The following is a 25067-nucleotide window of genomic DNA, read 5'->3' as shown; positions in this document are numbered from 1 at the left end:
TCGGAGATTTCATTTCACGTGCCGACTGAAGCGCCATTTCTAGACATCCGATGCTAAACCTCTGTGCCAACCGGCAGCGCGTAAGTATCCGGTGCAGAACGATCAAAAATCTCGTTAGCCCAAAGCATCACAATCATTTCATCGGTGCCAATATTCGTGATGTCATGTGTCCACCCTGGCACGGTTTCAACTATTTCCGAACGTTCACCTGTGGTGGTCAGCTCATAGAACTCACCCGACACTATATGGCGGAATCGAAAACACGCAGTACCTTTGATAACAAGAAATTTTTCCGTTTTCGAATGGTGATAATGTCCGCCGCGAGTGATGCCCGGATGCGCCGTGAAGTAAGAAAACTGGCCAGAATCCTTAGTCTTTAACATCTCAACAAAAGCACCCCGAGGATCGACGTGCCTTGGAACTTCGTAGGTAAATTGATCAGGGGACAGATAGCTGAGGTACGTAGAGTACAGCGCCCGACATAATCCCGTTCCAACACGCTCGGAAATCATCGTATCGCGACTGTCACGGAAGGATTTCAGCTGGTCAGCAAGGGCTCCTACCGTGGTATCGTACTGAGGTACCTCTACAAAAGGTGTTCCTTCCTTTCTTCCCTCTAGAACTTCCATAAAACATTGTACGACATCATCAATATACGTAAGCTTTAGAGCCGCATTTGAATCATTTATTGTAATCGGCAATCCGTGAGCAATGTTATGGCAGAATGTAGCTACGGCTGAATTATAGTTAGGCCGTGCCCATTTACCGAAGACATTAGGCAAACGAAATATATGTACCGGCGATCCGGTTTTATCTTGCAAATCTATTAATAATTGTTCAGCCCCAAGCTTACTGCTTCCATAGGGGTTATCCAAGGGCGCTTGAGTAGACGAGGTATAGACCACAGGTACCGGCCGACCACTTTTTCGGATCGCATCGCAAAGGGCACCAGTAAGATCAGTGTTACCCTTTTGAAAATCTAGGGGATCTTGAGGACGATTGATCCCAGCCAAATGAAAAACAAAATCCACTTGATTAATTAAAGCTGGGAGACTCGCGATAGAATCATTACGTGTGAATGATAATACCTCAACATTGGATTTAACATAAAAATGCGATACGAGATTGCGACCAATAAAGCCGTTAGCGCCTGTTATCAAAATTTTCATTAATTACTCCTCAGGCGTCGCGTGCTCACCGCGCTGAATCGCACGCATGAAGTCCAATTTGAGTAACAGTTCCTGCATACCTTCTACATCCAGACGCTCAGTATTATGAGAGTTATAATCTTCGGTACGAGAAATTTTTGTTTCACCTTGCTCTACGAACTTAGCATAGTTCAGATCGCGTAGATCAGGAGGCACACGGAAATAATCACCACGGTCCTCGGCACATGCCATTTCCTCGCGGCTAAGCAGCGCTTCAAACAGTTTTTCGCCGTGTCGCGTACCGATTACCTGAATAGGATGATCTGGCACGTCAAGCATGCTAGTCAATGCTTGTGCCAAGACTTCAACCGTAGCTGCCGGAGCTTTCTGAACGAACATATCGCCATTCGAACCATGCTCAAACGCATACAATACAAGATCAACAGCGTCCGCAAGGGTCATCATGAATCGAGTCATATTAGGATCAGTCAGACTCAGAGGAGTGCCTGACCTAATTTGATCAATAAACAAAGGAATCACCGACCCTCTGGAAGCCATTACATTCCCATAACGCGTACCACAAATCACGGTACTGTTATCATTACGTGACTTTGCAACCATCACCTTTTCCATCATCGCCTTGGAGATCCCCATTGCGTTGATTGGATAAACAGCTTTATCAGTGCTGAGGCAAACAACTCGCTTCACATTATTCTGGATCGCGGCCTCAAGCACATTATCCGTGCCCAGTACGTTCGTCTTAACGGCTTCCATAGGATGGAACTCGCAAGAAGGCACTTGTTTCAAGGCTGCCGCATGAAATATGTGGTCTACGCCGCGTGTAGCGTTAAGGACGCTTTGAAAATCCCTCACATCACCAATATAAAACTTCAACTTACTGTTGGCATATTTTTTACGCATATCATCTTGCTTTTTCTCATCCCGGCTAAATACACGTATTTCTTTGATATCAGTATCCAGGAATCGCTTGAGCACCGCGTTTCCGAAGGAACCTGTTCCCCCGGTAATTAAAAGCGTAGAATCCTTGAACGAAATAGCCATAACCAACCCCATTTACAATAATGAAATAATGATACTTCTCGCGTTTTCTACGCTCAAATTTTTTTCATAATAATGTCGACCGTTTCTGCCCAACTCAGCGCATAGCGCTGAGTTCTCAATCAGCATATCCAGCTTTGCCTTTAGCGCCGCTGCATCACCAGCCACCACAGCATAGCCGCCGCGAACGCCATTTTCCAATATATCACCAAAATCCGTGACCGAATCCAGCGATGCCAGAATCGGCAATGAGACCTTAAAGTAATCAAGAGATTTAGACGGAAAACTGGGCACTGTTAACTTCCTAGACAGCGATATCAGACCGACATCACACGACTGGACAACATGCTCATATTCTTCACGCGGAATATAGTCGATAAATATAATATTCTGTAACCCACGAGTAGCAACTGCTTTTTGCAAACGATCTTTTTCAGTGCCTTTACCAATAAAAACGAAAGTTACTTCATCTTTTGAATACATCGCAGCCAATTCAAGAATATTTTCCAGTTCCTGTACAATTGACATCGCACCACCGTATATCGCAACAAATCCTTCAGGCGGCAAATTATACCTTTTCCTCACTTTACTTTTATCGACCGGTTCAATTTTCTTGATTTTTGCCCAGAGCGGCAAAAGTTGTACTTTTTCTTTTGAAACGGAAGGAAAATTTTCAAAAAGGAATCGAGCGTTGCCTTCTGTCATACAGCCAATTCGATCAAAACTGGTATACATCAATTCTTCCAGGTATCGAAAGAAACCGAAGAACAGCTTATTCCTGATCGCACCGAGATCTTTCAAATAGAATGGAAAAAAATCCCACAACACAAGAAAACATTTAGAATTATATCGTTTTCTAAAAAACCGGGACATTCCTAGAATTGTGACGCAAGGCGTATTCGCTATGAGCAAATCACAGCATTTAATCTCTTGGGCAATTTTATATCTTGCCAAAAAGGGAAATACAAATATTTTCAACCCCGTCCCTATGACGCCGGAACTATAAAATATCGAAGGGAGCTTAATCCGTATGACTTTAATTCCATCGATAACCTTCGTAACCGATTCCGGCTCGTTTTTTAACCAAGAGAAAACGACGACCGTAACATCGTTTCCTTCCTCGCTCATAGAATACGCCAGCTCATTAGTGAGCCAAGCGTCTTTTTTTTCGTCAGCATACTTCGTGGTAAGCAGTACAATATTTTTACGCAAGCTCATTATTTGGACCACAGCTCGTCAAGTTGATTGAGTAGGTTATTTGTTCGCTCCCGCCCCGTCGAATTGTGCTCATCATAAAACAGCTGACTCTGGTAAGGAATATAAACGATGGAAAGTGGACTCGAGAGAAATCGATAAAACGGCAAATACGCGACTACAGCAATTACAACAACCGCAAGCAGTCGACTTTTGTAATTTAAATGCAGCAATGCATTCATTGCCGCACCAATTAAAAAGACTGCGAAAAAATACTGATACCTGGTAGACAGCGTCGGAAATCCAAATATTATCAGTGGAATGAGCAGACCTACAAATGCCAGACGATAGAGCATGGGCGATGCTAATTGATTTGTATTATTTTGAGCATCATTATTCCTCCATGCTAGATAAATACTTGAAGAAATCACAATTGACACAAGGACATAGGCAGCACGGTATGCAAAAGAAGCATTAAATACATCCCTATCCAGATAAATCATATATTTTGGACTCACATAAACTATAAGCACTTCTGCTGCGGCACGAATAACATCCAACGAAGACAAGTACAGCGCCACGGAGACCAGGAAAATGACGAGAAAGGTCGTTCGGCTTAAGGGGAACCGATAAATCAGCAGCAACAGCAGCACCCCGCCTAACACCGAGTAGTGTATAGAGGCAGAGACGGCAAACAGTATAAATGCGAGAAACTGCCTTCCCAACAAAAACTTCTGCACCCCGAGCAGAAAGATACTAACCGCCAACCCCTGCCTAAGTAATGAAAACGTCGGAATCAAATAAAAATCCGGGACAGAATACATTACAGCCAACACCAGCAAACAATGCCTAGAAAAAAAGCTCCTCACTACGATCGATATGAATACGACCTCTACAATAGAAACCAAAGCGGAGAAATTCTCAAACGCCATACCAAGAAACGATGAAACACGAACAAGCCATTCATACCCAAACTCAAAATCCAGATAAAACTCTTCGCCACTTCGTATTGCATTGTAATGTGATTCATAGATAGGCCAGTCGTAACCTGTCTGAAATTTCAGACCAACAAACAAGGACAGAAGTGCCACTTGGAATGAATATATCGCCGTCGACGGCGAACCTGTCTTTTTCAATGACAACAGGCTCAACATCCAAATCGATGCATATATAAGATTATATTGCATCATGACGCGACCGCCCCTACAGACGTCGTTTTATTTCGACTAATAAAAAACCAGAGCAGCACTAAAAATAGCGAAATCAAGCCTTGCAGAACATAGCCGTAAGCCATATTTTCAAACCCATACAGCCGGTACAGAAAAATACACGATGCCAGATACAAAAATGCCGTAGTCACCTCATAAACGAGATAGGCTCGAACGCGCTGCTTGGCGAGCATCACATAAAGAAATATCCAGCCCAAACATTTCAGCCCATCCCCTATGACATATATCTTCAACACCTGTGAAGACATTGCGAACGCTTCACCATAAATCAGCCAGACAATAGAACCTGCCAACTGGCCAACCACAAGAACCAGAACAACTCCAAAAACCAACGCAACCACTGTCATTCGCCAAATAAAACTGTCCAGTACTCGCCCTTCCATTGCACTATACTTTGGCAATAAAAGGGTAGAGAACAATACGCTACAGATGCCCATATAAATATCTGACAGACGTGTTGCCGCATACCACAGACCCGACTCAGCCATTGTGCTATTCGTTGCAATATAGTTTCTCAGGAAAATCTGCCCTCCATACACGACCACTGCGGACCCCAACGCCATGAAGGAATAAGAAACCAATATTCTTAGTATTTTACCGTCAATTTTTTTAAAAGCACCTCGCACTCGTGGCAGACGAAACCTTTTTGGCAAAAACAAAATGCATACACCAGCAACAACTGGCGCTATTACCACAGAATAAACCGCCCCCACTTTACCAAAATAAAATGAAATGGCGCAAGTTGAAAGCGCCGTTATAAAAGCAGTGATCATCGAGTACCAAAAATACTCACTGTATTTCTGCACGCCATTAAAATAGGACACAAATAAATTATTCAGCCCTAGAAAAAAACCTGCCAGTGGCAGCACTAGCAGCACTACGACCCAATCCCCTTGCAGAAAGTAACCTGCTATCTCGCCACTTGAGAAAAGCAAAGCGACAAAACAAACAAAACTTAAGGAAACCAACAAAAACGCAGAAGTCCGCACTATACTTTCTTTAGAGTACTTATCTTCTGCGACTAACTTTACTACACCTGTGGTAGTAACTGATGAAACACCGGCACTTAGGATTTGAAGAAAGGATTGAACCTGCCCAACTACAGCCATTCCGCCAGGTCCAACATAAAACGCAACGACCTTTAGCGAGACGACAGAAAACATCAATTTAAATACGGCCTGAACGGCAATATTTATGATCGGCCGAAGCATTCCTTTTCTTATTACCGTACTGCCAACCATAGCGCAACACCTAGCACGAGCGACACAAAAAACCATAACAACATCAACTTGGAAACCAGAACTAATTATCTATGTCGCTAGAATCGATCGCCTAAAGCCTGGTAGAGTCCATATCCAAAATATCACCCCATCTAAATTGATGACCTGCACATTTATGACTTAACACTAACGCTGTCAAAATCAACATCTGCAGCCGGTACAAACCCACCAGTCTTGCTTCTATCAAGGGATATGAATCGCTTGCATACGTATTACCAACCTGCCTGAGACCTATCGATACGGAGCTGCTGCTGCCATGTATCGATTATTCTTCAACACGCGCTTGAAATACCTGCCTCATCAGCGCGCCCCCTAGCCCCAACACAAGGCCCAAGATCAGTCCTTTCAATAGAATAGCCAGCTTATTTGGCTTAATTGGGGTTTGTGGAACCTCTACGCTGCCATCTTGCCTGTATACCGACACTTGATCGGGATCGACTTTAAGCATACGATAGAAATCGTAACGCATCTGCAGCGTGCGTAGATCAGGAATGAATGCATCATCAGAAACCCTTGCCTCCAGAGCGGATACCTCCGCCGCCAGAGCTAAAGTCCCTCGCTGATAATCCATCTTACTGCCTGTATCGACAGTGATATCAACTGCAGCGGAGGAGTTTATCACAGGCGTCTTCAAACCAATTGTTTCAGCAATTTTTAGAGCCTCTCGAAGCTGCTGAATACGGTCCTCACGGACCCGTTGAGCATTCTCTCGTAGACTTATAATTCGCTGCTCCAGATTCCTTGCCCGAACCGCGGCCTCAGTAGTAACGTTTTTGACCAGCTCAGCCTCGGCAGCCTCACTGGCGCGCGCCACGTAGGCCTTGGCCCACTCGGTAGCCTTCACCGGGTCGCCGATTTGCACAGTGACGGAGAAACGATCTGGCGTATCCTTCCCAGGCCCTTTGACGACCAGCTGGCGAGAGAACCGCTCATACAAACGATCAAGAGCCCCCTCTCGTTGCGACTCATCAAGCGAAGGAAGATAAACCTCATTAAAAAAAGTCTGACGAAGCGACTCACCCTGCAAGTTACGAGCAAAAACATCGTAAACATGCTTGATGGTATAAGTTTCCAGCTCCGTACTTTTCCCACGCCCATAGTTCAACTCAGCGATCTCATTCTGAGTCGGCGGCATGATAAAAAGCTTTGCTTCATAGACAGGTTTGCTGAGGAACGCGTAAGCAGCGGCGCCAGCAGTGACCAGAAGAGTAATGGCGAGGATCAGCCATTTTTGAGCCCAAAGCCCGCGAGCGAGGGCGATCAGGTCGATTTCATCGTCGTCGCGCGTTGCAATACGATTATCTTGCATGGATAGCCTCGCTCCCTTTTTTTAGCTTTGCGCTTGCAGACACACGGGTCGCATTAAAAGGTAAGGCGGGCAAGTCCCCGACGGACACAGCGGTCTTTTTATTAAACTTAAACAAATGCAACATACCCAAAGTCAGAAATTTGCGGCAGTGATCCTTACTACGAGACTACTGGGCTCACACATCCATTTATTTCAGCCGCCGACCTCTCCCGGCGATCCACGCCAATAGGGGGCCAATCATCATTCCAGAGAGGAGCGCGAGCAACACAAAAACCGAAACAGGAAGTTGCGGTGCCGACCATCCCAGGAACAACAGCGCGACAGGCTGATTGTTTTCAAGCACGAACAGTACGATAGCCGAAGCCACGAGCACCGCAAGTACGACAAGCGCAAGGCGCTTAAAGTTCCGCATGGAGACCTCTTTTTTTTGGGGTCGATTCAGACCTCGTCACCCTCTTCCTCGTTCACCCGGTCTCGGAGCTCCTTGCCCGGCTTGAAATGAGGTACGAATTTTCCATCGAGGCTGACAGATTGACCTGTTTTTGGGTTGCGACCCACACGAGGGGCGCGGTAGTGCAGGGAGAAACTGCCGAACCCGCGGATTTCGATACGATCTCCGGTCGCCAGGCATTGGGACATTTGTTCAAGCATGGTCTTGATGGCCAGCTCTACATCCTTGGATGAGAGCAGCCCTTGATGGGTGACAATTCGTTCGATCAACTCCGACTTCGTCATGTTTTTCCCTTCTTTTTCAAGCAGCTAGGAAAATCGCTTCAAAGGTTTTAGCATGCCCGGAGGAATTTGAACAGCCCAACTCTTGACATATCTTCAGCGCCCCCTGATCGCCCCTTTTTGGCGCAGACTGAAAACAATTTGCAGGTTAGCGGCACATGACCAGCATGGTGCGAGTCAGGTAACCCGCCGGATTGAAGCCAAAGGGGTATTGATCCTGGTCTTTTGCATCATCGGATCGAGTGATCACCTTGTAGCCTGCCCCCTTGCACTCCTTGGCTGCGCGCTTATGGCACTTCTCCCAGCCGGAGCCCAGCCCTGAGCAATCGATCTCGATACCGCTGACACCTCGCACGGCGTGGGTCTTGGCGCTCGTGGCGCATCCTGCCAGCAGCAGAACAACCAACATCAGAAAGAGCTTATTCATTCAGATCCTTCGTTAGAGGGACGCATCCCTGTCCCGAATTTTTCCAGCTGTGTCATAGAAGAGACACCCATGCTGGCCGTTTGGTTTCGCAACGCTTCGAGAGGAACGCCTGGGACAACCCTACAATGCCTTGGCAAACCAGAAATCGCAGGCACAAAAAAGGGCGACCGAAGTCGCCCTTTTTTTATGGTCTGACAGAACTCAGTTCTGTTTTTCCATCTGTGCACGCAGCAGGTCGCCCAGAGTGGTAGGACCAGCAGCAATGTCAGTAGCTGGCTTGTCGCGCAGGCTCTGGATTGCTTCTTTCTCTTCAGCGTCGTCTTTCGACTTGATGGAGAGCTGGATTACGCGGCTCTTGCGGTCAACGCTGATGATCTTGGCTTCTACTTCTTCGCCTTCCTTCAGGACGTTGCGCGCGTCTTCAACGCGGTCACGGCTGATTTCGGAGGCTTTCAGAGTCGCTTCGATATCGTCGGCCAGGGTGATGATGGCGCCTTTGGCGTCAACTTCTTTCACGATGCCCTTAACGATTGCGCCTTTGTCGTTCTCTTGAACGTACTCGGAGAACGGATCGCTTTCCAGTTGCTTGATACCCAGGGAGATGCGCTCGCGCTCTGGGTCAACCGACAGGATAACGGTGTCCAGCTCGTCGCCCTTCTTGAAACGGCGTACGGCTTCTTCGCCCACTTCGTTCCAGGAGATGTCGGACAGGTGAACCAGGCCGTCGATGCCGCCGTCCAGACCAATGAAGATACCGAAATCGGTGATCGACTTGATGGTGCCGGAGATTTTATCGCCCTTGTTGAACTGGCCAGAGAAGTCTTCCCATGGGTTGGACTTGCACTGCTTGATGCCGAGGGAGATACGACGACGCTCTTCGTCGATGTCCAGAACCATGACTTCCACTTCGTCGCCGACTTGTACGACTTTCGAAGGGTGGATGTTCTTGTTGGTCCAGTCCATTTCGGAGACGTGTACCAGGCCTTCAACGCCTTCTTCCAGCTCAGCGAAGCAGCCGTAGTCGGTGAGGTTGGTAACACGGGCGGTGACGCGGGTGCCTTCTGGGTAACGGGCTTTGATAGCGACCCATGGATCTTCACCCAGTTGCTTGAGGCCCAGGGAAACACGATTGCGCTCGCGATCGTACTTCAGAACCTTGACATCGATCTCGTCGCCAACGTTGACGATTTCCGAAGGATGCTTGATACGCTTCCAGGCCATGTCGGTGATGTGCAGCAGGCCATCGACGCCACCCAGATCGACGAATGCGCCGTAATCGGTGAGGTTTTTGACGATACCCTTGACCTGCTGGCCTTCCTGCAGCGATTCCAGCAGAGCTTCACGCTCGGCGGAGTTCTCGGCTTCCAGGACACTGCGACGGGAAACGACAACGTTGTTGCGCTTCTGGTCCAGCTTGATGACCTTGAATTCCAGCTCTTTGCCTTCCAGGTGCGTGGTGTCGCGCACTGGACGAACGTCAACCAGGGAACCTGGCAGGAACGCACGGATGCCGTTAACGTCGACAGTGAAGCCGCCTTTAACCTTACCGTTGATAACGCCCTTGACCACTTCCTCAGCTGCGAAGGCCGCTTCCAGAACGATCCAGCATTCAGCACGCTTGGCTTTTTCACGGGACAGCTTGGTTTCACCGAAGCCATCTTCAACCGAATCCAACGCTACGTGAACTTCGTCACCAACGTTGATGTTCAGTTCGCCAGCGTCGTTGTAGAACTGCTCAAGCGGGATCAGCGCTTCAGACTTCAGACCAGCGTGAACGGTTACCCAGCGAGCCTGGTAATCGATATCAACGATAACGCCGGTGATGATGGAGCCTGCCTGAAGGTTCAGGGTTTTCAAGCTTTCTTCAAAGAGTTCCGCAAAGCTTTCGCTCATTTTAATTCCTGTTGATTAGGGCGAAGTAAACGCCCATCTCCACACCCCAGACGATGTGGGTTAGTTTCATATATAAGAAGCACCGCAGGACTATGACTGGTCCCCTGCGGAGCTTCCTGGTCACCCGGCGATATCGCGAAGCGCGATTTCACTCATGATGCGTTGCAACACCTGATCGATGGACAACTCCGTGGAATCCAGCTGTATCGCATCGGCCGCCGGCTTTAGCGGGGCCACTGCGCGCTGGGTATCACGCTCGTCGCGTGCACGGATCTCATCTAGCAGACTCGACAGACTAACATCCTCGCCTTTACCCTTCAACTGCAAATATCGGCGGCGAGCCCGCTCCTCCGCGCTGGCGGTCAGGAAAATCTTCAGCGGCGCATCGGTGAACACCACCGTGCCCATGTCCCGGCCGTCCGCCACCAGCCCCGGCGGCTCCTGGAAAGCCCGCTGGCGTTGCAGCAACGCTTCGCGCACCGCCGGCAGCGCGGCGACCTGGGAAGCCCCGGCGCCAACGCTTTCGGTGCGGATGACATCACTGACTTCATCACCTTCGAGGATGATCCGCTGCAACTGGCCATCGGTGGCCGCGATGAACTGCACGTCCAGATGGGCGGCAAGGGCCTTGAGCAGCTCTTCATTGGTCAGATCGACGCCATGGTTGGCCGCGGCGAAGGCCAGCAAGCGATACAGGGCACCGGAATCGAGCAGATTCCAGCCCAGTTGCTTGGCCAGCATGCCGGCGATGGTGCCCTTGCCCGATCCGCTTGGGCCATCGATGGTGATGACCGGTGCCTTGATGTTCACGACTGTGCCTCTTGTGCTACTCGAATACCGACCTGCGCGCACAACGCCAGGAAGTTCGGGAACGACGTGGCGACGTTGGCGCAATCATGGATACGGATCGGCGCGCTGGCGCGCAGGGACGCAACACTGAAGGCCATGGCGATACGGTGATCACCGTGCCCATGGACCTCGCCGCCACCAATCTGGCCGCCGTCGATGATGATGCCATCCGGCGTCGGCTCACATTTGACGCCGAGCGCGAGCAGGCCGTCCGCCATCACCTGGATGCGGTCCGATTCCTTGACCCGCAGCTCTTCGGCGCCAGTCAGCACAGTGCGGCCTTCCGCGCAGGCAGCCGCCACGAACAGCACCGGGAACTCGTCAATCGCCAGGGGAACCAGCGCTTCCGGAATCTCGATGCCCTTGAGTTTAGCCGCTCGTACGCGCAAGTCCGCAACCGGTTCGCCGCCCACTTCACGCTGGTTCTCCAGGGTGATGTCGGCGCCCATGAGGCGCAGGATGTCGATCACGCCGGTACGGGTCGGGTTGATGCCGACATGCTCCAGCACCAGGTCGGAGCCTTCGGCGATCGAGGCCGCCACCAGGAAGAACGCCGACGAAGAGATATCGCCAGGCACTTCGATGTGGGTCGCGGTCAGTTTGTTGCCGGATTCAACAGACGCCGTGGCGCCGTCGACCGTGACCGGGTAGCCGAAGCCACGCAGCATGCGTTCGGTGTGGTCGCGGGTCGGAGCCGGCTCGGTGACCGTCGTCTTGCCTTCGGCGTAGAGGCCCGCCAGCAGCAGGCAGGATTTCACCTGGGCACTGGCCATCGGCATGGTGTAGGTCAGGCCCTTGAGCTTGTTGCCACCACGAATGGTCATGGGTGGACGGCCCTCGGCAGCGGTCTCGATCACCGCGCCCATTTCCCGCAACGGGTTGGCAACACGGTTCATCGGGCGCTTGGACAGCGAGGCATCGCCGGTCAGGGTGCTGTCGAAGTCCTGGGCGGCCAGCAGGCCGGACAACAGGCGCATCGAGGTGCCGGAGTTGCCCAGGTAGATCGGGCCCGGCGCAGGCTTGAGGCCGTGCAGGCCGACACCATGAATCGTCACGCGGCCGTGGTGCGGACCTTCGATGACCACGCCCATGTCGCGAAACGCTTGCAGCGTCGCCAGAGCGTCTTCACCCTCGAGGAAACCTTCCACCTCGGTCACGCCCTCGGCCAGCGAGCCGAGCATGATCGAACGGTGGGAAATCGATTTATCGCCCGGTACACGAATCCGCCCCCTGAGGGAGCCACCAGGTTGTGCCAGGAAAATCAGATCGTTGGAGTTCATAGCGTCCACATAGGCCCGACGGGCCAGGATTTTACTGAAATGCTCGCGGGCCACCCTGGCACGTGTGAAAACGCCCAGCAATTGGTGCCCGTCCCCTGCATCGACCGCGTCGCGCAAGGCGTCGAGGTCGCTGCGAAATGTATCGAGTGTGCGTAGGACAGCTTCACGGTTGGCGAGGAAGATGTCATGCCACATGACCGGGTCGCTACCCGCGATTCTCGTGAAATCGCGGAAACCGCCGGCAGCGTAACGGAAGATCTCAAGATTTTCATTGCGTTTGGCCAATGAATCCACCAGACCGAACGCCAGCAGATGCGGCAAATGGCTGGTGGCGGCCAATACTTCGTCGTGTCGCTCGACCTGCATGTGCTCGACATCCGCACCCAACTCGCGCCACAGGCGATCCACCACCGCCAGCGCCGTCGGGTCCGTCTGGTCCAACGGCGTTAGGATGACCTTGTGCCGACGGAACAGCTCGGCATTGGAAGCCTCCACCCCGCTCTGTTCGGAGCCGGCGATCGGGTGACCGGGCACGAAACGCGCCGGCACGCCGCCAAACGCCTCGGTCGCCGCCCGCACAACATTGCCCTTGGCACTGCCGACGTCGGTGAGAATCGCTTGCCCGAGCTCCATGCCGGCCAATCGGGCCAGTAGTTTCTCCATGGCCAGGATCGGCACCGCCAGCTGGATCACATCCGCGCCCTGGCAAGCGACCTGCAAATCGTCTTCACAGCGGTCCACCACGCCCAGCTCTACCGCCAGCTTGCGTGAATGCGGGTCAAGATCGACGCCCACGACTTCCTGGCACAGCCCGCTTTCACGAAGGCCCTTGGCGAACGAACCGCCAATCAACCCCAGGCCGACCACCACCAGGCGACCGATCATAGGGGTCGCAGGTTGCAGCAAGGTGACATCACCCACGAGCCAGGACCTTGCTCAGCGCCTCCAGGAAACGGGTGTTTTCCGCCGGCAGGCCAACGGTGACGCGCAGGTGATTCGGCATGCCGTAGTTGGCCACCGGACGCACGATCACGCCTTCGCGCAGCAAGCCTTGATAGACCGGCGCCGCGACGCGTCCAACGTCCACACAAATGAAGTTGCCCTTGGAAGGAATCCAGCCCAGACCCAACTTACGCAAGCCCGTTTCCAATTGCTGCATGCCGGCTTCGTTCAAGCGACGGCTTTGCGCCAGGTAGGCTTCGTCCTGCAATGCGGCGCAAGCGGCAGCCAGGGCGAAGCTGTTGACGTTGAATGGTTGGCGCACGCGGTTCAGCACATCGGCCACCACCGCAGTGGACAAGCCGTAGCCAACCCGAAGCGACGCCAGGCCATAAGCCTTGGAGAAGGTGCGCGACACCAGCAGGTTCGGGTAGGCGGCGAGGAAATCCAACCCATCGGGCAAGTCACTGCCTTCGGCGTATTCGATGTAGGCCTCGTCCAGCACCACCAGGACGTGCTCGGGCACGTCCTGCAGGAAGTCGTCCAAGGCTTGGGCGTCGAACCAGGTGCCGGTCGGGTTGTTCGGGTTGGCGATGAAGACTACGCGGGTATTGGCGTCGATGGCGGCGAGCATGGCGGGCAGGTCGTGCCCCCAAGCCTTGGCTGGAACGACACGGGCATCGGCACCGACGGCCTGGGTGGCAATCGGGTAGACCGCGAACGCATGTTCACTGAACACGGCATTGAGGCCCGGCGCCAGGTACGCGCGGGCGACCAGCTCGAGAATGTCGTTGGAGCCGTTACCCAGGGTCACCTGGTTCAGCTCGACGCCGCAGCGCTCGGCCAGCAGGCTTTTCAAGGCGAAGCCGTTGCCATCGGGGTAGCGCGTCAGCTCGGCCAGTTCGTCGCGAATTGCCGCGAGTGCCTTGGGGCTCGCGCCCAGCGGATTTTCGTTGCTCGCCAACTTGACGATGCTGGCCGGGTCAAGATCCAGCTCGCGGGCCAGTTCGTCCACAGGCTTGCCTGGAACGTAGGGCGAAAGTTGTTGAACGCCTGGCTGGGCCAGGGCGAGGAAGTTGCCACTCATTTGCTATCCGCCCTTAAAGAACTGCCTTGGGGTAGGAACCCAGCACCTTGAGTGCCACTGCTTCCTGACTGATTTTCTCCAGCACACCTTTCACCAGCGGATCGCGGTGGTGGCCGACGAAATCGATGAAGAACACGTAGGTCCATTTACCACTGCGCGAAGGGCGAGTCTCGATCCGCGTCAGATCGATGCCGTTGTCATGGAACGGCACCAACAGCTCATGAAGTGCCCCCGGCTTGTTGCTCATGGAGACAATGATCGAGGTCTTGTCGTCGCCGGTCGGCGGAACTTCCTGGTTACCGATCATCAGGAACCGGGTGGAGTTGTCCGGACGGTCCTCGATTTTCTCGGCCAGGCGCGTCAGCTCGTAAAGGCCTGCCGCCATGTCGCCGGCGATCGCCGCCGAGTTCCACTCACCCTTGACCCGCTTGGCCGCCTCGGCATTGCTCGATACCGCCACGCGCTCGACGTTCGGGTAATGGGCGTCCAGCCACTTACGGCACTGGGCCAGGGACTGTGCGTGGGAGTAGATCCGGCTGATGCTGTCGGTCTTGGTGTTCTCACCCACCAGCAGGTGATGGTGAATGCGCAGCTCGACTTCGCCGCAGATCACCATGTCGTGCTCGAGGAAGCTGTCCAGCGTGTGGTTGACCGCACCTTCGGTGGAGTTCTCCACCGGCACCACGCCGAAATTCACGGCACCGGCCGCCACTTCGCGGAAGACTTCGTCGATGGCCGCCATCGGCTTGCTGATCACGGCGTGACCGAAATGCTTCATGGCCGCTGCCTGGGTGAAGGTGCCCTCCGGGCCCAGGTAAGCGACTTTCAGCGGCTGTTCGAGAGCCAGGCACGAGGACATGATTTCGCGGAACAAGCGCGCCATCTCTTCGTTGCCCAACGGCCCCTTGTTGCGTTCCATGACACGCTTGAGCACTTGGGCTTCGCGCTCCGGCCGGTAGAACACCGGCACTTCGCCTTCGGCCAGGGACGCCATTTTTACCCGGGCAACTTCCTGGGCACAGCGTGCGCGCTCGCTGATCAACTCCAGGACTTTCTCATCCAGGGCATCGATGCGCAGGCGCAGCGCCTTGAGTTCTTGCTCAGACATCAGCCGTGTTCCTTCTCGAACTCCGCCATGTAGGCAATCAGCGCGTTGACTGCGTTGATGTCCACGGCGTTGTAGATGGAGGCGCGCATGCCGCCGACCGAGCGGTGGCCCTTGAGGTTCAGCAGGCCACGCTCGTCGGCGCCGGCCAGGAACGGCTTGTCGAGACGATCATCCGCCAGGCGGAACGGCACGTTCATCCAGGAGCGATCAGACTTGTTGATCGGGTTGCTGTAGAGGCCGCTGGCATCGATGAAGTCATACAGCGTGCGCTGCTTCACTTCGTTGAGCTTGCCGATAGCCTCGACACCGCCCTGCTCTTTCAGCCACTCGAAGACCAGGCCTGACAGGTACCAGGCCAGGGTCGGCGGGGTGTTGTACATCGAGCCGTTGTCCGCCGCGACCTTGTAGTTGAGCATGGTCGGGCACAGAGAGCGGGCGCGACCGAGCAGGTCTTCGCGGATGATCGCGACCAGAATGCCGCTCGGGCCGATGTTCTTCTGGGCGCCGGCGTAAATCATGCCGAAACGGGAGATGTCCACTGGACGCGAAAGGATGTCCGAGGACATGTCGGCCACCAGCGGCACGTCACCGGTTTCCGGGACCCAGTTGAATTCCAGGCCACCAATGGTTTCGTTTGGCGCGTAGTGGACGTACGCCGCGTCCTTGGACAGCTTCCACTCGTTCTGGCCGGGTATCGCGAAATAATCGTAGGGCTTGGCGGTGGCCGCCACGTTGACGTGACCGTAGCGCGACGCTTCTTCGATGGCCTTCTGCGACCAGATACCGGTGTCGATGTAGTCAGCCGAGCCGTTTTCCGGCAGCAGGTTCAGCGCAATCTGGGCGAACTGCTGGCTGGCGCCGCCTTGCAGGAACAGCACTTTATAGTTGGACGGGATGTTCAGCAGATCACGCAGGTCCTGCTCGGCCTTGGTGGCGATGGACACGAATTCATCGCTGCGATGGCTCATCTCCATGACCGACAGGCCCTTGCCATGCCAGTCGAGAAGTTCGCCCTGGGCACGCTTCAGGACCGCTTCGGGAAGCGCCGCCGGGCCGGCACAGAAGTTATAGGCTCTCTTGCTCACATCCAATCTCGCTCTGATCTGGTGGTCACATAAATCTTTTGGTCCGCACACCGCCGTTACAGGGCTACCGCTTAGTCAAGACATGGCTGAATCAGTGGCGAGGGAGCTTGCTCCCGCTTGAGTGCGAAGCGCTCACAAAAAATAGGGGCCGCTGCGCACTGGAGCGCCAGCCGGCCCAGCGGGAGCAAGCTCCCTCGCCACAATGAATCAAACAAGCCTCAAGAGAGGGGCAGTCCCCATAGGGATTGCGCAGTGTCGCAAATTTTCAAACGGAACAAACAACAAGGGGGCGAATTTTCATCCGCCCCCTGCGTGCCCGCTTAGTCCTGCGGCTCTTCTTCGTCTGCGGCAGCATCGAGCGGTTGGTCGCCGACGACGTCGTCAACATCGGCACCGAGGGCGCCATCGAACGCCACGCCGTCCTCGCCTTCCAGCTCTTCGCCTTCGACTTCCGAAGGCTCCTGGACGCGCTCAAGGCCGACCAGTTTTTCGTCTTTGGCCAGCTTGATCAGCGTCACGCCCTGGGTGTTACGACCCAGGCTGGAGACTTCGTCGACCCGCGTACGCACCAACGTGCCTTGGTCGGAAATCAGCATGATCTCCTCGCCGTCGAGCACCTGGACCGCGCCAACCAGGCGACCGTTACGCTCGTTGCTGACCATGGCGATCACGCCCTGGCCGCCACGCTTGTACTCGGGGAACTCGCTGATGGCGGTACGCTTGCCGTAGCCACGCTCGGAAGCGGTGAGGATCTGGCTGCCTTCTTCGGGGATCAGCATGGAAATCAGCTTTTGCCCTTCCGGCAGACGCATGCCGCGCACACCACGGGCGGTACGGCCCATGGCGCGGACATCGGATTCCTTGAAGCGCGTGACCTTGCCGCCGTCGGAGAACAGCATGACTTCGCGTTCGCCGTCGGTGATGGCGGCGGAAATCAGCACGTCGCCCTCGTCCAGCTCCAGGGCGATCAGGCCGACGCTGCGCTGGCGGCTGAAGGATTCCAGCGGGGTCTTCTTCACGGTGCCGTTGGCGGTTGCCATGAAGATGTAGTGACCTTCGGTGTATTCCTCCACCGGCAGCATGGTGGTGATGCATTCACCGTCGTCCAGCGGCAACAGGTTGACCAGCGGACGACCACGGGCAGCGCGGGATGCTTCGGGAATTTCGTAAGTCTTGAGCCAGTACACCTTGCCCTTGCTGGAGAACAGCAGCAACGTGGTGTGGCTGTTGGCGACCAGCAGGTGTGCGATGTAGTCCTCGTCCTTGACGCCGGTAGCCGATTTGCCTTTGCCACCGCGACGTTGGGCCTGGTAGGCGGCCAACGGTTGGGTCTTGGCATAGCCGCCGTGGGAAATGGTCACCACGCGCTCTTCTTCCGGGATCATGTCCCCCAGGGTCAGGTCCAGGCGCGCATCGAGGATTTCGGTGCGGCGCACGTCGCCGTATTCGGCGCGGATCACTTCCAGTTCTTCGCGGATCACTTCCATCAGGCGCGTGGCGCTGTTGAGGATGCGGATCAGCTCGCCGATCTGGTTGAGGATTTCCTGGTATTCGGCCAGCAGCTTCTCGTGCTCCAGACCGGTCAGGCGGTGCAGGCGCAGTTCCAGGATGGCTTGCGCCTGCTCCGGGGACAGGAAGTACTTGCCTTCGCGCAGGCCGTATTGCGGATCTAGGTTTTCCGGACGGCACGAATCGGCACCGGCGCGTTCGACCATCGCCACTACCGCACTGGATTCCCAAGGGGTGCTGACCAGCGCTTCCTTGGCTTCCGACGGCGTTGGCGAGGCCTTGATCAAGGCGATCACCGGGTCGATGTTCGACAGGGCAACGGCCTGGCCTTCGAGGATATGGCCGCGCTCGCGCGCCTTGCGCAGCTCGAACACGGTACGGCGGGTAACCACTTCGCGGCGGTGACGGACGAAGGCTTCCAGCAGGTCCTTGAGGTTCAGGATCCGCGGACGGCCGTCGATCAACGCGACGATGTTGATGCCGAACACGCTTTGCAGCTGGGTCTGGGCGTAGAGGTTGTTGAGGATCACCTCGGGCACTTCGCCACGACGCAACTCGATCACGACGCGCATGCCGTCCTTGTCGGACTCGTCACGCAGCTCGGTGATGCCTTCGAGCTTCTTCTCTTTCACCAGCTCGGCGATCTTCTCGATCAGGCGAGCCTTGTTCAGTTGGTACGGCAGCTCGGTGATGACGATCTGCTGGCGACCGCCGACCTTGTCGATATCTTCAACGGTGGAGCGGGCGCGCATGTAGATGCGGCCACGACCGGTGCGATAGGCCTCGATGATGCCGGCGCGACCGTTGATGATCGCGGCGGTCGGGAAATCCGGGCCGGGGATGTACTGCATCAGCTCATCGACGGACAGTTCCGGGTTGTCGATGAGGGCCAGGCAACCGTCGATGACTTCGCCGAGGTTGTGCGGCGGGATGTTGGTCGCCATGCCCACGGCGATACCGCTGGAGCCGTTGACGAGCAGGTTCGGGATACGGGTCGGCATGACCGCCGGGATCATCTCGGTGCCGTCGTAGTTCGGCACCCAGTCCACGGTTTCCTTGTGCAGGTCGGCCAGCAGCTCGTGGGCCAGCTTGGTCATGCGCACTTCGGTGTATCGCATGGCCGCGGCGTTGTCGCCGTCCACCGAACCGAAGTTGCCCTGGCCATCCACCAGCAGGTAGCGCAGGGAGAACGGCTGCGCCATCCGCACGATGGTGTCGTACACGGCAGTGTCGCCGTGGGGGTGATACTTACCGATCACGTCGCCGACGACACGGGCGGATTTCTTGTACGGCTTGTTGAAGTCGTTGCCCAGCTCGCTCATCGCGAACAGCACGCGCCGGTGCACGGGCTTCAAGCCATCGCGCGCATCCGGCAGCGCCCGCCCGACGATCACGCTCATTGCGTAGTCGAGGTAGGACTGTTTCAGCTCGTCTTCGATATTGACCGGGAGGATTTCTTTGGCCAGTTCGCCCATGAGAAGCCTGATTCCTTTTTCTGGTGAAACCTCGTCACGTCCAGATGGGACGAACGAAGCTCGCCGCTGCAGGACAAATGCCGAGCAGCGACTTACGACAAATCAACGAGTTATGCCATGGATCTGCGCAGTAAAGGCCACCTCGCGAGGCAGCCTTGGAAACCGCCGGATGTTATCACAAGAGCCGCCACGCACCTATCCCCCAGATGCGCATGGTGCGTAGTTAGTTGACCGATGACAGGCTGAAAAGGGACGAGAGAAGCTCAGAGGCGCTGGGAATGGCGATTCGTGGCCGGATTTGGCTGTTTTTTCAGGCTTTGCCGGCCCCATCGCGAGCAGGCTTGCTCCCACAGGGCAACGTACGCCGTCCAATGGGGGAGCGAGCCTGCTCGCGATGGGGCCAGCTCAGGCGCCGAAGCCCTTAGTGCAACCGTTTGCGACACATCAGTTGGGCCATCTTCGCCGCATCTGGCCGCTCAACAATGCCTTTCTCCGTCACGATAGCGTCGATCAGGTCTGCCGGGGTCACGTCGAAAACCGGATTGAAGGCGTCGGCATCGGCCCCGACCCGCTTGCCGCCAACTTCCAGCAATTCGCGGCCGTCACGCTCTTCGATGGGAATGTCTTCACCGCTGGCCAGGTTCATGTCGATGGTCGAGCTCGGCGCCACCACCATGAAGCGCACACCGTGGTGCATGGCGCAGACTGCCAATTGATAGGTGCCGATCTTGTTCGCCACGTCGCCATTGGCGGTGATGCGGTCGGCGCCGACGATCACCCAGGTCACGCCTTTGGTCTTCATGATATGGGCGGCAGCGGAGTCGGCGTTGAGGGTCACCGGAATGCCTTCGTTCGCCAGTTCCCACGCGGTCAACCGCGAACCCTGTAGCCATGGGCGGGTTTCGTCGGCGTAGACCCGCTCGACCATGCCTTCAAGGAATGCACCGCGAATCACCCCGAGCGCGGTACCGAAGCCGCCGGTGGCAAGGGCGCCGGTGTTGCAGTGGGTCAGGATCGCCTGGGCGTTGCCCTGATGCTTGCGAATCAGGTCGACGCCGAGCTGGGCCATGGTCAGGTTGGCCTCGCGATCGCTTTCGTGGATCGCCATGGCTTCGGCCTCCAGGGCCGCCAGTGGATCGGCATGCTCTTTGAGGCGCGCCAAGCGGTCGCGCATGCGGTCAAGCGCCCAGAACAGATTGACCGCCGTCGGCCGGGAATCGGCCAGCAAGGCGAAATCCGCTTCCAGCGCATCTTGCCAGTCACCGCCCTCGGCCAACCGCGCCCGCGCCGCCAGCACCACGCCATAGGCGGCACTGATGCCGATGGCCGGCGCGCCGCGCACTACCATCGAACGGATGGCCTCGGCCACGCCGGCCGCACTGGTGTAGCCGATCCAGTTCTCCTCGAACGGTAAAACACGCTGATCGAGCAGATAAAGAGCGCCATCACGCCAATCGATGGCCTTCACCTTCTCCGCAGCCAACAGTCGATTGCGCATCCTTCACCCCGCACTCAGAAACAAAAGCCGCCGATTATAGCGATCCCTCCGCGAAGACGCTCGGGTATACTTCGCCTCCTTTATAACTCATGGAACCGTTCCACGATGCCCAAGCCTGCCGTTGCGCTCGACTTATTATTGCTGCCGACCTGGTTGGTGCCTGTCGAACCCGCCGGTGTCGTGCTCAAGGATCATGGTCTGGGGATTCGCGACGGTTGCATCGTGTTCATCGGGCCACGGGCCGAAGCCATGAGGTGCGACGCCGCTGAAGTCCGCGAATTGCCCGGCATGCTGCTCAGCCCGGGCCTGGTCAACGCCCACGGTCACGCGGCGATGACGCTGTTCCGCGGCCTGGCCGATGACCTGCCGCTGATGACCTGGCTCGAACAGCACATCTGGCCCGCCGAGGGCAAATGGGTCGATGAGGATTTCGTCCGCGACGGCACCGACCTGGCGATCGCCGAGCAGATCCAGGGCGGCATCACCTGCTTTTCGGACATGTACTTCTACCCCAAGGTCGCCAGCGACCGCGTCCATAACAGCGGCATCCGCGCGCAAATAGCCATTCCCATTCTCGACTTTCCGATCCCCGGCGCCGCCAACGCCGACGACGCCATTCGTCAGGGCATCGAATTATTCGGCGACCTCAAGCACCACCCGAGGATCAAAGTCGCATTCGGCCCGCATGCGCCATACACCGTGGGCGACGACAACCTGGAGAAGATCCGGGTGATCGCCGAAGAACTGGACGCGGCCATCCACATGCATGTTCACGAAACCGCCTTCGAAGTGCAGCAGGCTGTGGATAATACCGGCGAGCGGCCGATGGCCCGACTGGCGCGGCTTGGCCTGTTGGGGCCACGCTTCCAGGCGGTGCACATGACCCAGGTCAGCGACGAGGACCAGGCCCTGCTGGTAGAACACAACTGCAGCGTGATCCATTGTCCGGAGTCCAATCTGAAGCTGGCCAGCGGCTTCTGCCCGGTGGAGCGCCTGTGGCAGGCTGGCGTCAACGTCGCGGTCGGCACCGACGGTGCGGCGAGCAACAATGACCTGGACCTGCTGGGCGAAACCCGCACCGCCGCCCTGCTGGCGAAGGCCGTTGCGGGCTCGGCCACCGCCCTGGACGCCCACCGTGCGCTGCGCATGGCCACGCTCAACGGCGCCCGGGCTTTGGGCATCGAAGCGACGGTCGGTTCACTGGAAGTCGGCAAGGCCGCCGACCTGGTGGCCTTCGACCTGTCCGGGCTGGCGCAACAACCGATCTACGACCCGGTTTCGCAGTTGATCTACGCCACGGGCCGGCATTGCGTCAAACACCTGTGGGTGGCCGGAAAACAATTGCTGGAGGAAGGTCGCCTGACTCGCATGGACGAGTCGCAACTGACTGCCACGGCCCAGGCCTGGGGCCGGCGGGTGAACGGCCAGGACGAATAGCACGCCCTTTGAGCCAAGGCTCGGGGGTCACTGATTTTTCAAGTTTTTCGAGGATCTTCACATGAGCAACGTCGACCACGCCGAAATCGCCAAGTTCGAAGCCCTGGCCCATCGCTGGTGGGACCGCGAGAGCGAATTCAAACCGCTGCACGACATCAACCCGCTGCGGGTCAACTGGATCGACGAGCGCGTCAGCCTCGCGGGCAAGAAAGTCCTCGACGTCGGTTGTGGCGGCGGCATCCTCAGCGAAGCCATGGCCCTGCGTGGCGCCACTGTCATGGGCATCGACATGGGCGAGGCGCCGCTGGCGGTTGCGCAATTGCATCAGCTTGAGTCCGGCGTCAGCGTGGAATATCGGCAGATCACCGCCGAAGCCCTGGCCGAGGAAATGCCCGGCCAGTTCGACGTGGTCACCTGCCTGGAGATGCTCGAGCACGTGCCGGACCCTTCGTCGGTCATCCGCGCCTGCTTCCAGATGGTCAAGCCCGGCGGCCAGGTGTTCTTCTCCACGATCAACCGCAACCCGAAGGCCTACCTGTTCGCCATCATCGGCGCCGAATACATCATGAAGCTGCTGCCGCGTGGCACCCACGACTTCAAGAAATTCATCCGTCCTTCCGAGCTCGGCGCCTGGAGCCGCATGGCCGGGTTGACCGTCAAGGACATCATCGGCCTGACCTACAACCCGCTGACCAAGCACTACAAGCTGGCCGCCGACGTTGACGTCAACTACATGATCCAGACCCTGCGCGAGGAATAAGTCGATGCGTCTCAAAGCGGTTCTCTTCGACATGGACGGCACGCTGCTCGACACCGCGCCCGACTTCATCGCCATCTGCCAGGCCATGCGCGCCGACCGTGGCTTGCCGCCGATGAACACCCAGCACATCCGCGACGAAATTTCCGGCGGCGCCCGGGCGATGGTCGCGGCGACGTTCTCGATGGACCCCGAATCGCCGGGCTTCGAAGAACTGCGCCAGGAATTCCTCGACCGTTACCTCAAAGGGTGCGCGGTCCACAGTCACCTCTTCGATGGCATGGCCGAAGTGCTGGCCGACATCGAGGCGGCCAACCTTATCTGGGGCGTGGTCACCAACAAACCGGTACGTTTTGCCGAGCCGATCATGCAGCAGCTGGGCCTGGCCGAGCGCTCGAAAGTGTTGATCTGCCCCGACCATGTGAAAAACAGCAAGCCGGATCCCGAACCGTTGACCCTGGCCTGCAAGATGCTCGACCTGGATCCGGCCAGCGTGCTCTTCGTGGGTGATGACCTACGCGATATCGAGTCGGGCCGCGGCGCTGGCACCAAGACCTGTGCGGTCACTTACGGCTATATCCATCCAGACGACAATCCCAAGCACTGGGGCGCGGATGTGGTGATCGACCATCCCCTGGCCCTGCGTGAAGTGCTGGATAACGCGTTGTGCAGTTGCTGATCTGAGGCCCGCTCTTGTGGCGAGGGAGCTTGCTGTGGCGAGGGGATTTATCCCCGCTGGGGTGCGCAGCGTCCCCAAAAATATAACTGCCACCGCAGTACATCAAACCGAACCCAGAGGGGCGGTGCGACGTTTCGATAAATCCCCTCGCCACAACTGCGCACCACTGACGCATTGTTTTGTTTCGTGAGGTTTCTTTATGTTTGATTACTCCGCCCGCCCCGACCTGCTCGAAGGCCGCATCATTCTCGTCACCGGCGCCGGCCGCGGGATCGGCGCCGCTGCCGCCAAGGCTTATGCCGCCCATGGCGCCACCGTGCTGTTGCTAGGCAAGACCGAGGCCAACCTGACCCAGGTCTATGACGAAATCGAAGCGGCCGGCCATCCGCAACCAGCGGTGATTCCCTTCAACCTCGAAACTGCCCTGCCCCATCAATACGATGAGCTGGCCGCCATGATCGAGACCGAGTTCGGTCACCTCGACGGGCTGCTGCACAACGCCTCGATCATTGGTCCGCGCACGCCGCTGGAGCAGCTTTCCGGCGAGAATTTCATGCGCGTGATGCAAGTGAACGTCAACGCCATGTTCATGCTCACCAGCACGTTGTTGCCGCTGCTCAAATTGTCCAAGGATGCCTCCGTGGTGTTCACTTCCAGCAGCGTCGGACGCAAAGGCCGGGCGTATTGGGGCGCTTATGGCGTGTCCAAGTTCGCCACCGAGGGGCTGATGCAAACTCTCGCTGACGAAGTCGACACCGTAGCGCCAGTGCGTTCCAACAGCATCAATCCCGGCGCCACCCGCACCAGCATGCGGGCCCAGGCCTACCCAGGAGAAAATCCGCTCAACAATCCGACACCCGAAGAAATCATGCCGGTCTACCTGTACCTCATGGGACCTGACAGCCAGGGCGTCAATGGCCAAGCGCTCAACGCGCAGTGACAGCCATCCGCGTCGCGGCGGTTTACCGTCGCGACGCACCCTTCCTCGATGCGCCACCCAACCGAAACGCCAAGCCGTCGCCGCCCCTTGCTCGCATTACGACCACCGTCAGTCATCAACGCCTTGATTCAATAGTGGTTTTTATCAAGGTGA

General features: G+C 56.4%; 21 protein-coding genes. 4 read left to right on the top strand and 17 right to left on the bottom strand.

Annotated features, from left to right (window positions below; all coding sequences use genetic code 11):
• Positions 1-53: 53 nt before the first annotated feature.
• From wbjC to mtnA, 17 genes are all read right to left on the bottom strand, one after another.
• Entirely contained in the window at positions 54-1169 is a 1116-nt protein-coding gene (gene wbjC, locus DOCECA_RS04710) for a UDP-2-acetamido-2,6-beta-L-arabino-hexul-4-ose reductase (protein WP_445571516.1), read from the bottom strand.
• A gap of 3 nt (positions 1170-1172) precedes the next feature.
• Complete coding sequence (locus tag DOCECA_RS04705) at positions 1173-2210, bottom strand: polysaccharide biosynthesis protein (RefSeq protein WP_445571515.1); 1038 nt, start codon at positions 2208-2210, stop codon at positions 1173-1175.
• Between the two features lie 12 nt (positions 2211-2222).
• The gene (locus DOCECA_RS04700; RefSeq protein WP_445571514.1) at positions 2223-3425 is read right to left on the bottom strand and encodes a glycosyltransferase family 4 protein; all 1203 of its coding nucleotides are present in this window, start codon (positions 3423-3425) and stop codon (positions 2223-2225) included.
• A complete protein-coding gene (locus tag DOCECA_RS04695; protein ID WP_445571513.1) occupies positions 3425-4591 on the bottom strand; it encodes an EpsG family protein in 1167 nt (388 codons plus the stop codon). Before DOCECA_RS04695 ends, DOCECA_RS04700 begins: the two co-directional genes overlap by 1 nt.
• Complete coding sequence (locus tag DOCECA_RS04690; RefSeq protein WP_445571512.1) at positions 4588-5871, bottom strand: oligosaccharide flippase family protein; 1284 nt, start codon at positions 5869-5871, stop codon at positions 4588-4590. Before DOCECA_RS04690 ends, DOCECA_RS04695 begins: the two co-directional genes overlap by 4 nt.
• Before the next feature lie 304 nt (positions 5872-6175).
• Positions 6176-7219, bottom strand: a complete 1044-nt coding sequence (locus DOCECA_RS04685; RefSeq protein ID WP_445571511.1) for an LPS O-antigen chain length determinant protein WzzB — start codon at positions 7217-7219, stop codon at positions 6176-6178.
• A 187-nt stretch (positions 7220-7406) separates the two neighbouring features.
• Positions 7407-7631 carry a lipopolysaccharide assembly protein LapA domain-containing protein gene (locus DOCECA_RS04680; protein WP_420767792.1) on the bottom strand — a complete coding sequence of 75 codons (225 nt, stop codon included), beginning with the start codon at positions 7629-7631 and terminating at the stop codon, positions 7407-7409.
• Positions 7632-7657: 26 nt separating this feature from the next.
• Positions 7658-7954 (bottom strand): integration host factor subunit beta, encoded by a 297-nt coding sequence (ihfB, locus tag DOCECA_RS04675; protein WP_420767791.1) that lies wholly within the window; start codon positions 7952-7954, stop codon positions 7658-7660.
• Between the two features lie 145 nt (positions 7955-8099).
• The gene (locus DOCECA_RS04670; RefSeq protein WP_420767790.1) at positions 8100-8378 is read right to left on the bottom strand and encodes a hypothetical protein; all 279 of its coding nucleotides are present in this window, start codon (positions 8376-8378) and stop codon (positions 8100-8102) included.
• 201 nt (positions 8379-8579) lie between these two features.
• Positions 8580-10271 carry a 30S ribosomal protein S1 gene (rpsA, locus tag DOCECA_RS04665; RefSeq protein ID WP_030141013.1) on the bottom strand — a complete coding sequence of 564 codons (1692 nt, stop codon included), beginning with the start codon at positions 10269-10271 and terminating at the stop codon, positions 8580-8582.
• A gap of 120 nt (positions 10272-10391) precedes the next feature.
• A complete protein-coding gene (cmk, locus tag DOCECA_RS04660) occupies positions 10392-11081 on the bottom strand; it encodes a (d)CMP kinase (RefSeq protein ID WP_030141014.1) in 690 nt (229 codons plus the stop codon).
• Complete coding sequence (locus DOCECA_RS04655; RefSeq protein ID WP_445572146.1) at positions 11078-13285, bottom strand: bifunctional prephenate dehydrogenase/3-phosphoshikimate 1-carboxyvinyltransferase; 2208 nt, start codon at positions 13283-13285, stop codon at positions 11078-11080. The genes cmk and DOCECA_RS04655 overlap by 4 nt, the downstream gene beginning before the upstream one ends.
• A gap of 28 nt (positions 13286-13313) precedes the next feature.
• The gene (gene hisC / locus DOCECA_RS04650) at positions 13314-14426 is read right to left on the bottom strand and encodes a histidinol-phosphate transaminase (RefSeq protein ID WP_445571510.1); all 1113 of its coding nucleotides are present in this window, start codon (positions 14424-14426) and stop codon (positions 13314-13316) included.
• Positions 14427-14439: 13 nt separating this feature from the next.
• Positions 14440-15534, bottom strand: coding sequence for a prephenate dehydratase (gene pheA, locus DOCECA_RS04645; protein ID WP_420767788.1), 1095 nt, complete (start codon positions 15532-15534; stop codon positions 14440-14442).
• Positions 15534-16619: a 3-phosphoserine/phosphohydroxythreonine transaminase gene (serC, locus tag DOCECA_RS04640; RefSeq protein WP_420767787.1), complete on the bottom strand. Its 1086-nt coding sequence runs from the start codon at positions 16617-16619 to the stop codon at positions 15534-15536. The genes pheA and serC overlap by 1 nt, the downstream gene beginning before the upstream one ends.
• Positions 16620-16939: 320 nt before the next feature.
• Complete coding sequence (gene gyrA / locus DOCECA_RS04635; protein WP_445571509.1) at positions 16940-19603, bottom strand: DNA gyrase subunit A; 2664 nt, start codon at positions 19601-19603, stop codon at positions 16940-16942.
• 421 nt (positions 19604-20024) lie between these two features.
• Positions 20025-21101, bottom strand: coding sequence for an S-methyl-5-thioribose-1-phosphate isomerase (mtnA, locus tag DOCECA_RS04630; RefSeq protein ID WP_434610335.1), 1077 nt, complete (start codon positions 21099-21101; stop codon positions 20025-20027).
• Between the two features lie 105 nt (positions 21102-21206).
• On the opposite strand from mtnA, the gene DOCECA_RS04625 reads away from it, so the two are divergent.
• The 4 genes from DOCECA_RS04625 (at position 21207) to DOCECA_RS04610 (ending at position 24914) form a co-directional block, all read left to right on the top strand.
• Entirely contained in the window at positions 21207-22538 is a 1332-nt protein-coding gene (locus DOCECA_RS04625) for a TRZ/ATZ family hydrolase (RefSeq protein ID WP_445571508.1), read from the top strand.
• A 61-nt stretch (positions 22539-22599) separates the two neighbouring features.
• Positions 22600-23298, top strand: coding sequence for a bifunctional 2-polyprenyl-6-hydroxyphenol methylase/3-demethylubiquinol 3-O-methyltransferase UbiG (ubiG, locus tag DOCECA_RS04620; protein ID WP_039588851.1), 699 nt, complete (start codon positions 22600-22602; stop codon positions 23296-23298).
• Between the two features lie 4 nt (positions 23299-23302).
• Positions 23303-23974 carry an N-acetylmuramic acid 6-phosphate phosphatase MupP gene (mupP, locus tag DOCECA_RS04615; RefSeq protein ID WP_420767783.1) on the top strand — a complete coding sequence of 224 codons (672 nt, stop codon included), beginning with the start codon at positions 23303-23305 and terminating at the stop codon, positions 23972-23974.
• 199 nt (positions 23975-24173) lie between these two features.
• A complete protein-coding gene (locus tag DOCECA_RS04610; RefSeq protein ID WP_434563054.1) occupies positions 24174-24914 on the top strand; it encodes a YciK family oxidoreductase in 741 nt (246 codons plus the stop codon).
• Positions 24915-25067 lie beyond the last annotated feature (153 nt).

The sequence above is a fragment of the Pseudomonas sp. E102 genome, from assembly GCF_052660185.1.
The sequence above is the reverse complement of the archived record's forward strand: the minus strand, read 5'-3'. Positions and strand labels throughout refer to the sequence as shown.

What these genes read in the sequence shown, in the direction of transcription:
- mupP (WP_420767783.1), top strand. Translation starts at nt 23,303, where the DNA reads ATGCGTCTCAAAGCGGTTCTCTTCGACATGGACGGCACGCTGCTCGAC.
- DOCECA_RS04695 (WP_445571513.1), bottom strand. Translation starts at nt 4,591, where the DNA reads ATGATGCAATATAATCTTATATATGCATCGATTTGGATGTTGAGCCTG.
- DOCECA_RS04625 (WP_445571508.1), top strand. Translation starts at nt 21,207, where the DNA reads ATGCCCAAGCCTGCCGTTGCGCTCGACTTATTATTGCTGCCGACCTGG.
- DOCECA_RS04610 (WP_434563054.1), top strand. Translation starts at nt 24,174, where the DNA reads ATGTTTGATTACTCCGCCCGCCCCGACCTGCTCGAAGGCCGCATCATT.
- DOCECA_RS04705 (WP_445571515.1), bottom strand. Translation starts at nt 2,210, where the DNA reads ATGGCTATTTCGTTCAAGGATTCTACGCTTTTAATTACCGGGGGAACA.
- wbjC (WP_445571516.1), bottom strand. Translation starts at nt 1,169, where the DNA reads ATGAAAATTTTGATAACAGGCGCTAACGGCTTTATTGGTCGCAATCTC.
- DOCECA_RS04655 (WP_445572146.1), bottom strand. Translation starts at nt 13,285, where the DNA reads ATGATCGGTCGCCTGGTGGTGGTCGGCCTGGGGTTGATTGGCGGTTCG.
- DOCECA_RS04670 (WP_420767790.1), bottom strand. Translation starts at nt 8,378, where the DNA reads ATGAATAAGCTCTTTCTGATGTTGGTTGTTCTGCTGCTGGCAGGATGC.
- DOCECA_RS04700 (WP_445571514.1), bottom strand. Translation starts at nt 3,425, where the DNA reads ATGAGCTTGCGTAAAAATATTGTACTGCTTACCACGAAGTATGCTGAC.
- pheA (WP_420767788.1), bottom strand. Translation starts at nt 15,534, where the DNA reads ATGTCTGAGCAAGAACTCAAGGCGCTGCGCCTGCGCATCGATGCCCTG.
- rpsA (WP_030141013.1), bottom strand. Translation starts at nt 10,271, where the DNA reads ATGAGCGAAAGCTTTGCGGAACTCTTTGAAGAAAGCTTGAAAACCCTG.
- mtnA (WP_434610335.1), bottom strand. Translation starts at nt 21,101, where the DNA reads ATGCGCAATCGACTGTTGGCTGCGGAGAAGGTGAAGGCCATCGATTGG.
- DOCECA_RS04680 (WP_420767792.1), bottom strand. Translation starts at nt 7,631, where the DNA reads ATGCGGAACTTTAAGCGCCTTGCGCTTGTCGTACTTGCGGTGCTCGTG.
- DOCECA_RS04690 (WP_445571512.1), bottom strand. Translation starts at nt 5,871, where the DNA reads ATGGTTGGCAGTACGGTAATAAGAAAAGGAATGCTTCGGCCGATCATA.
- gyrA (WP_445571509.1), bottom strand. Translation starts at nt 19,603, where the DNA reads ATGGGCGAACTGGCCAAAGAAATCCTCCCGGTCAATATCGAAGACGAG.
- ihfB (WP_420767791.1), bottom strand. Translation starts at nt 7,954, where the DNA reads ATGACGAAGTCGGAGTTGATCGAACGAATTGTCACCCATCAAGGGCTG.
- ubiG (WP_039588851.1), top strand. Translation starts at nt 22,600, where the DNA reads ATGAGCAACGTCGACCACGCCGAAATCGCCAAGTTCGAAGCCCTGGCC.
- DOCECA_RS04685 (WP_445571511.1), bottom strand. Translation starts at nt 7,219, where the DNA reads ATGCAAGATAATCGTATTGCAACGCGCGACGACGATGAAATCGACCTG.
- hisC (WP_445571510.1), bottom strand. Translation starts at nt 14,426, where the DNA reads ATGAGTGGCAACTTCCTCGCCCTGGCCCAGCCAGGCGTTCAACAACTT.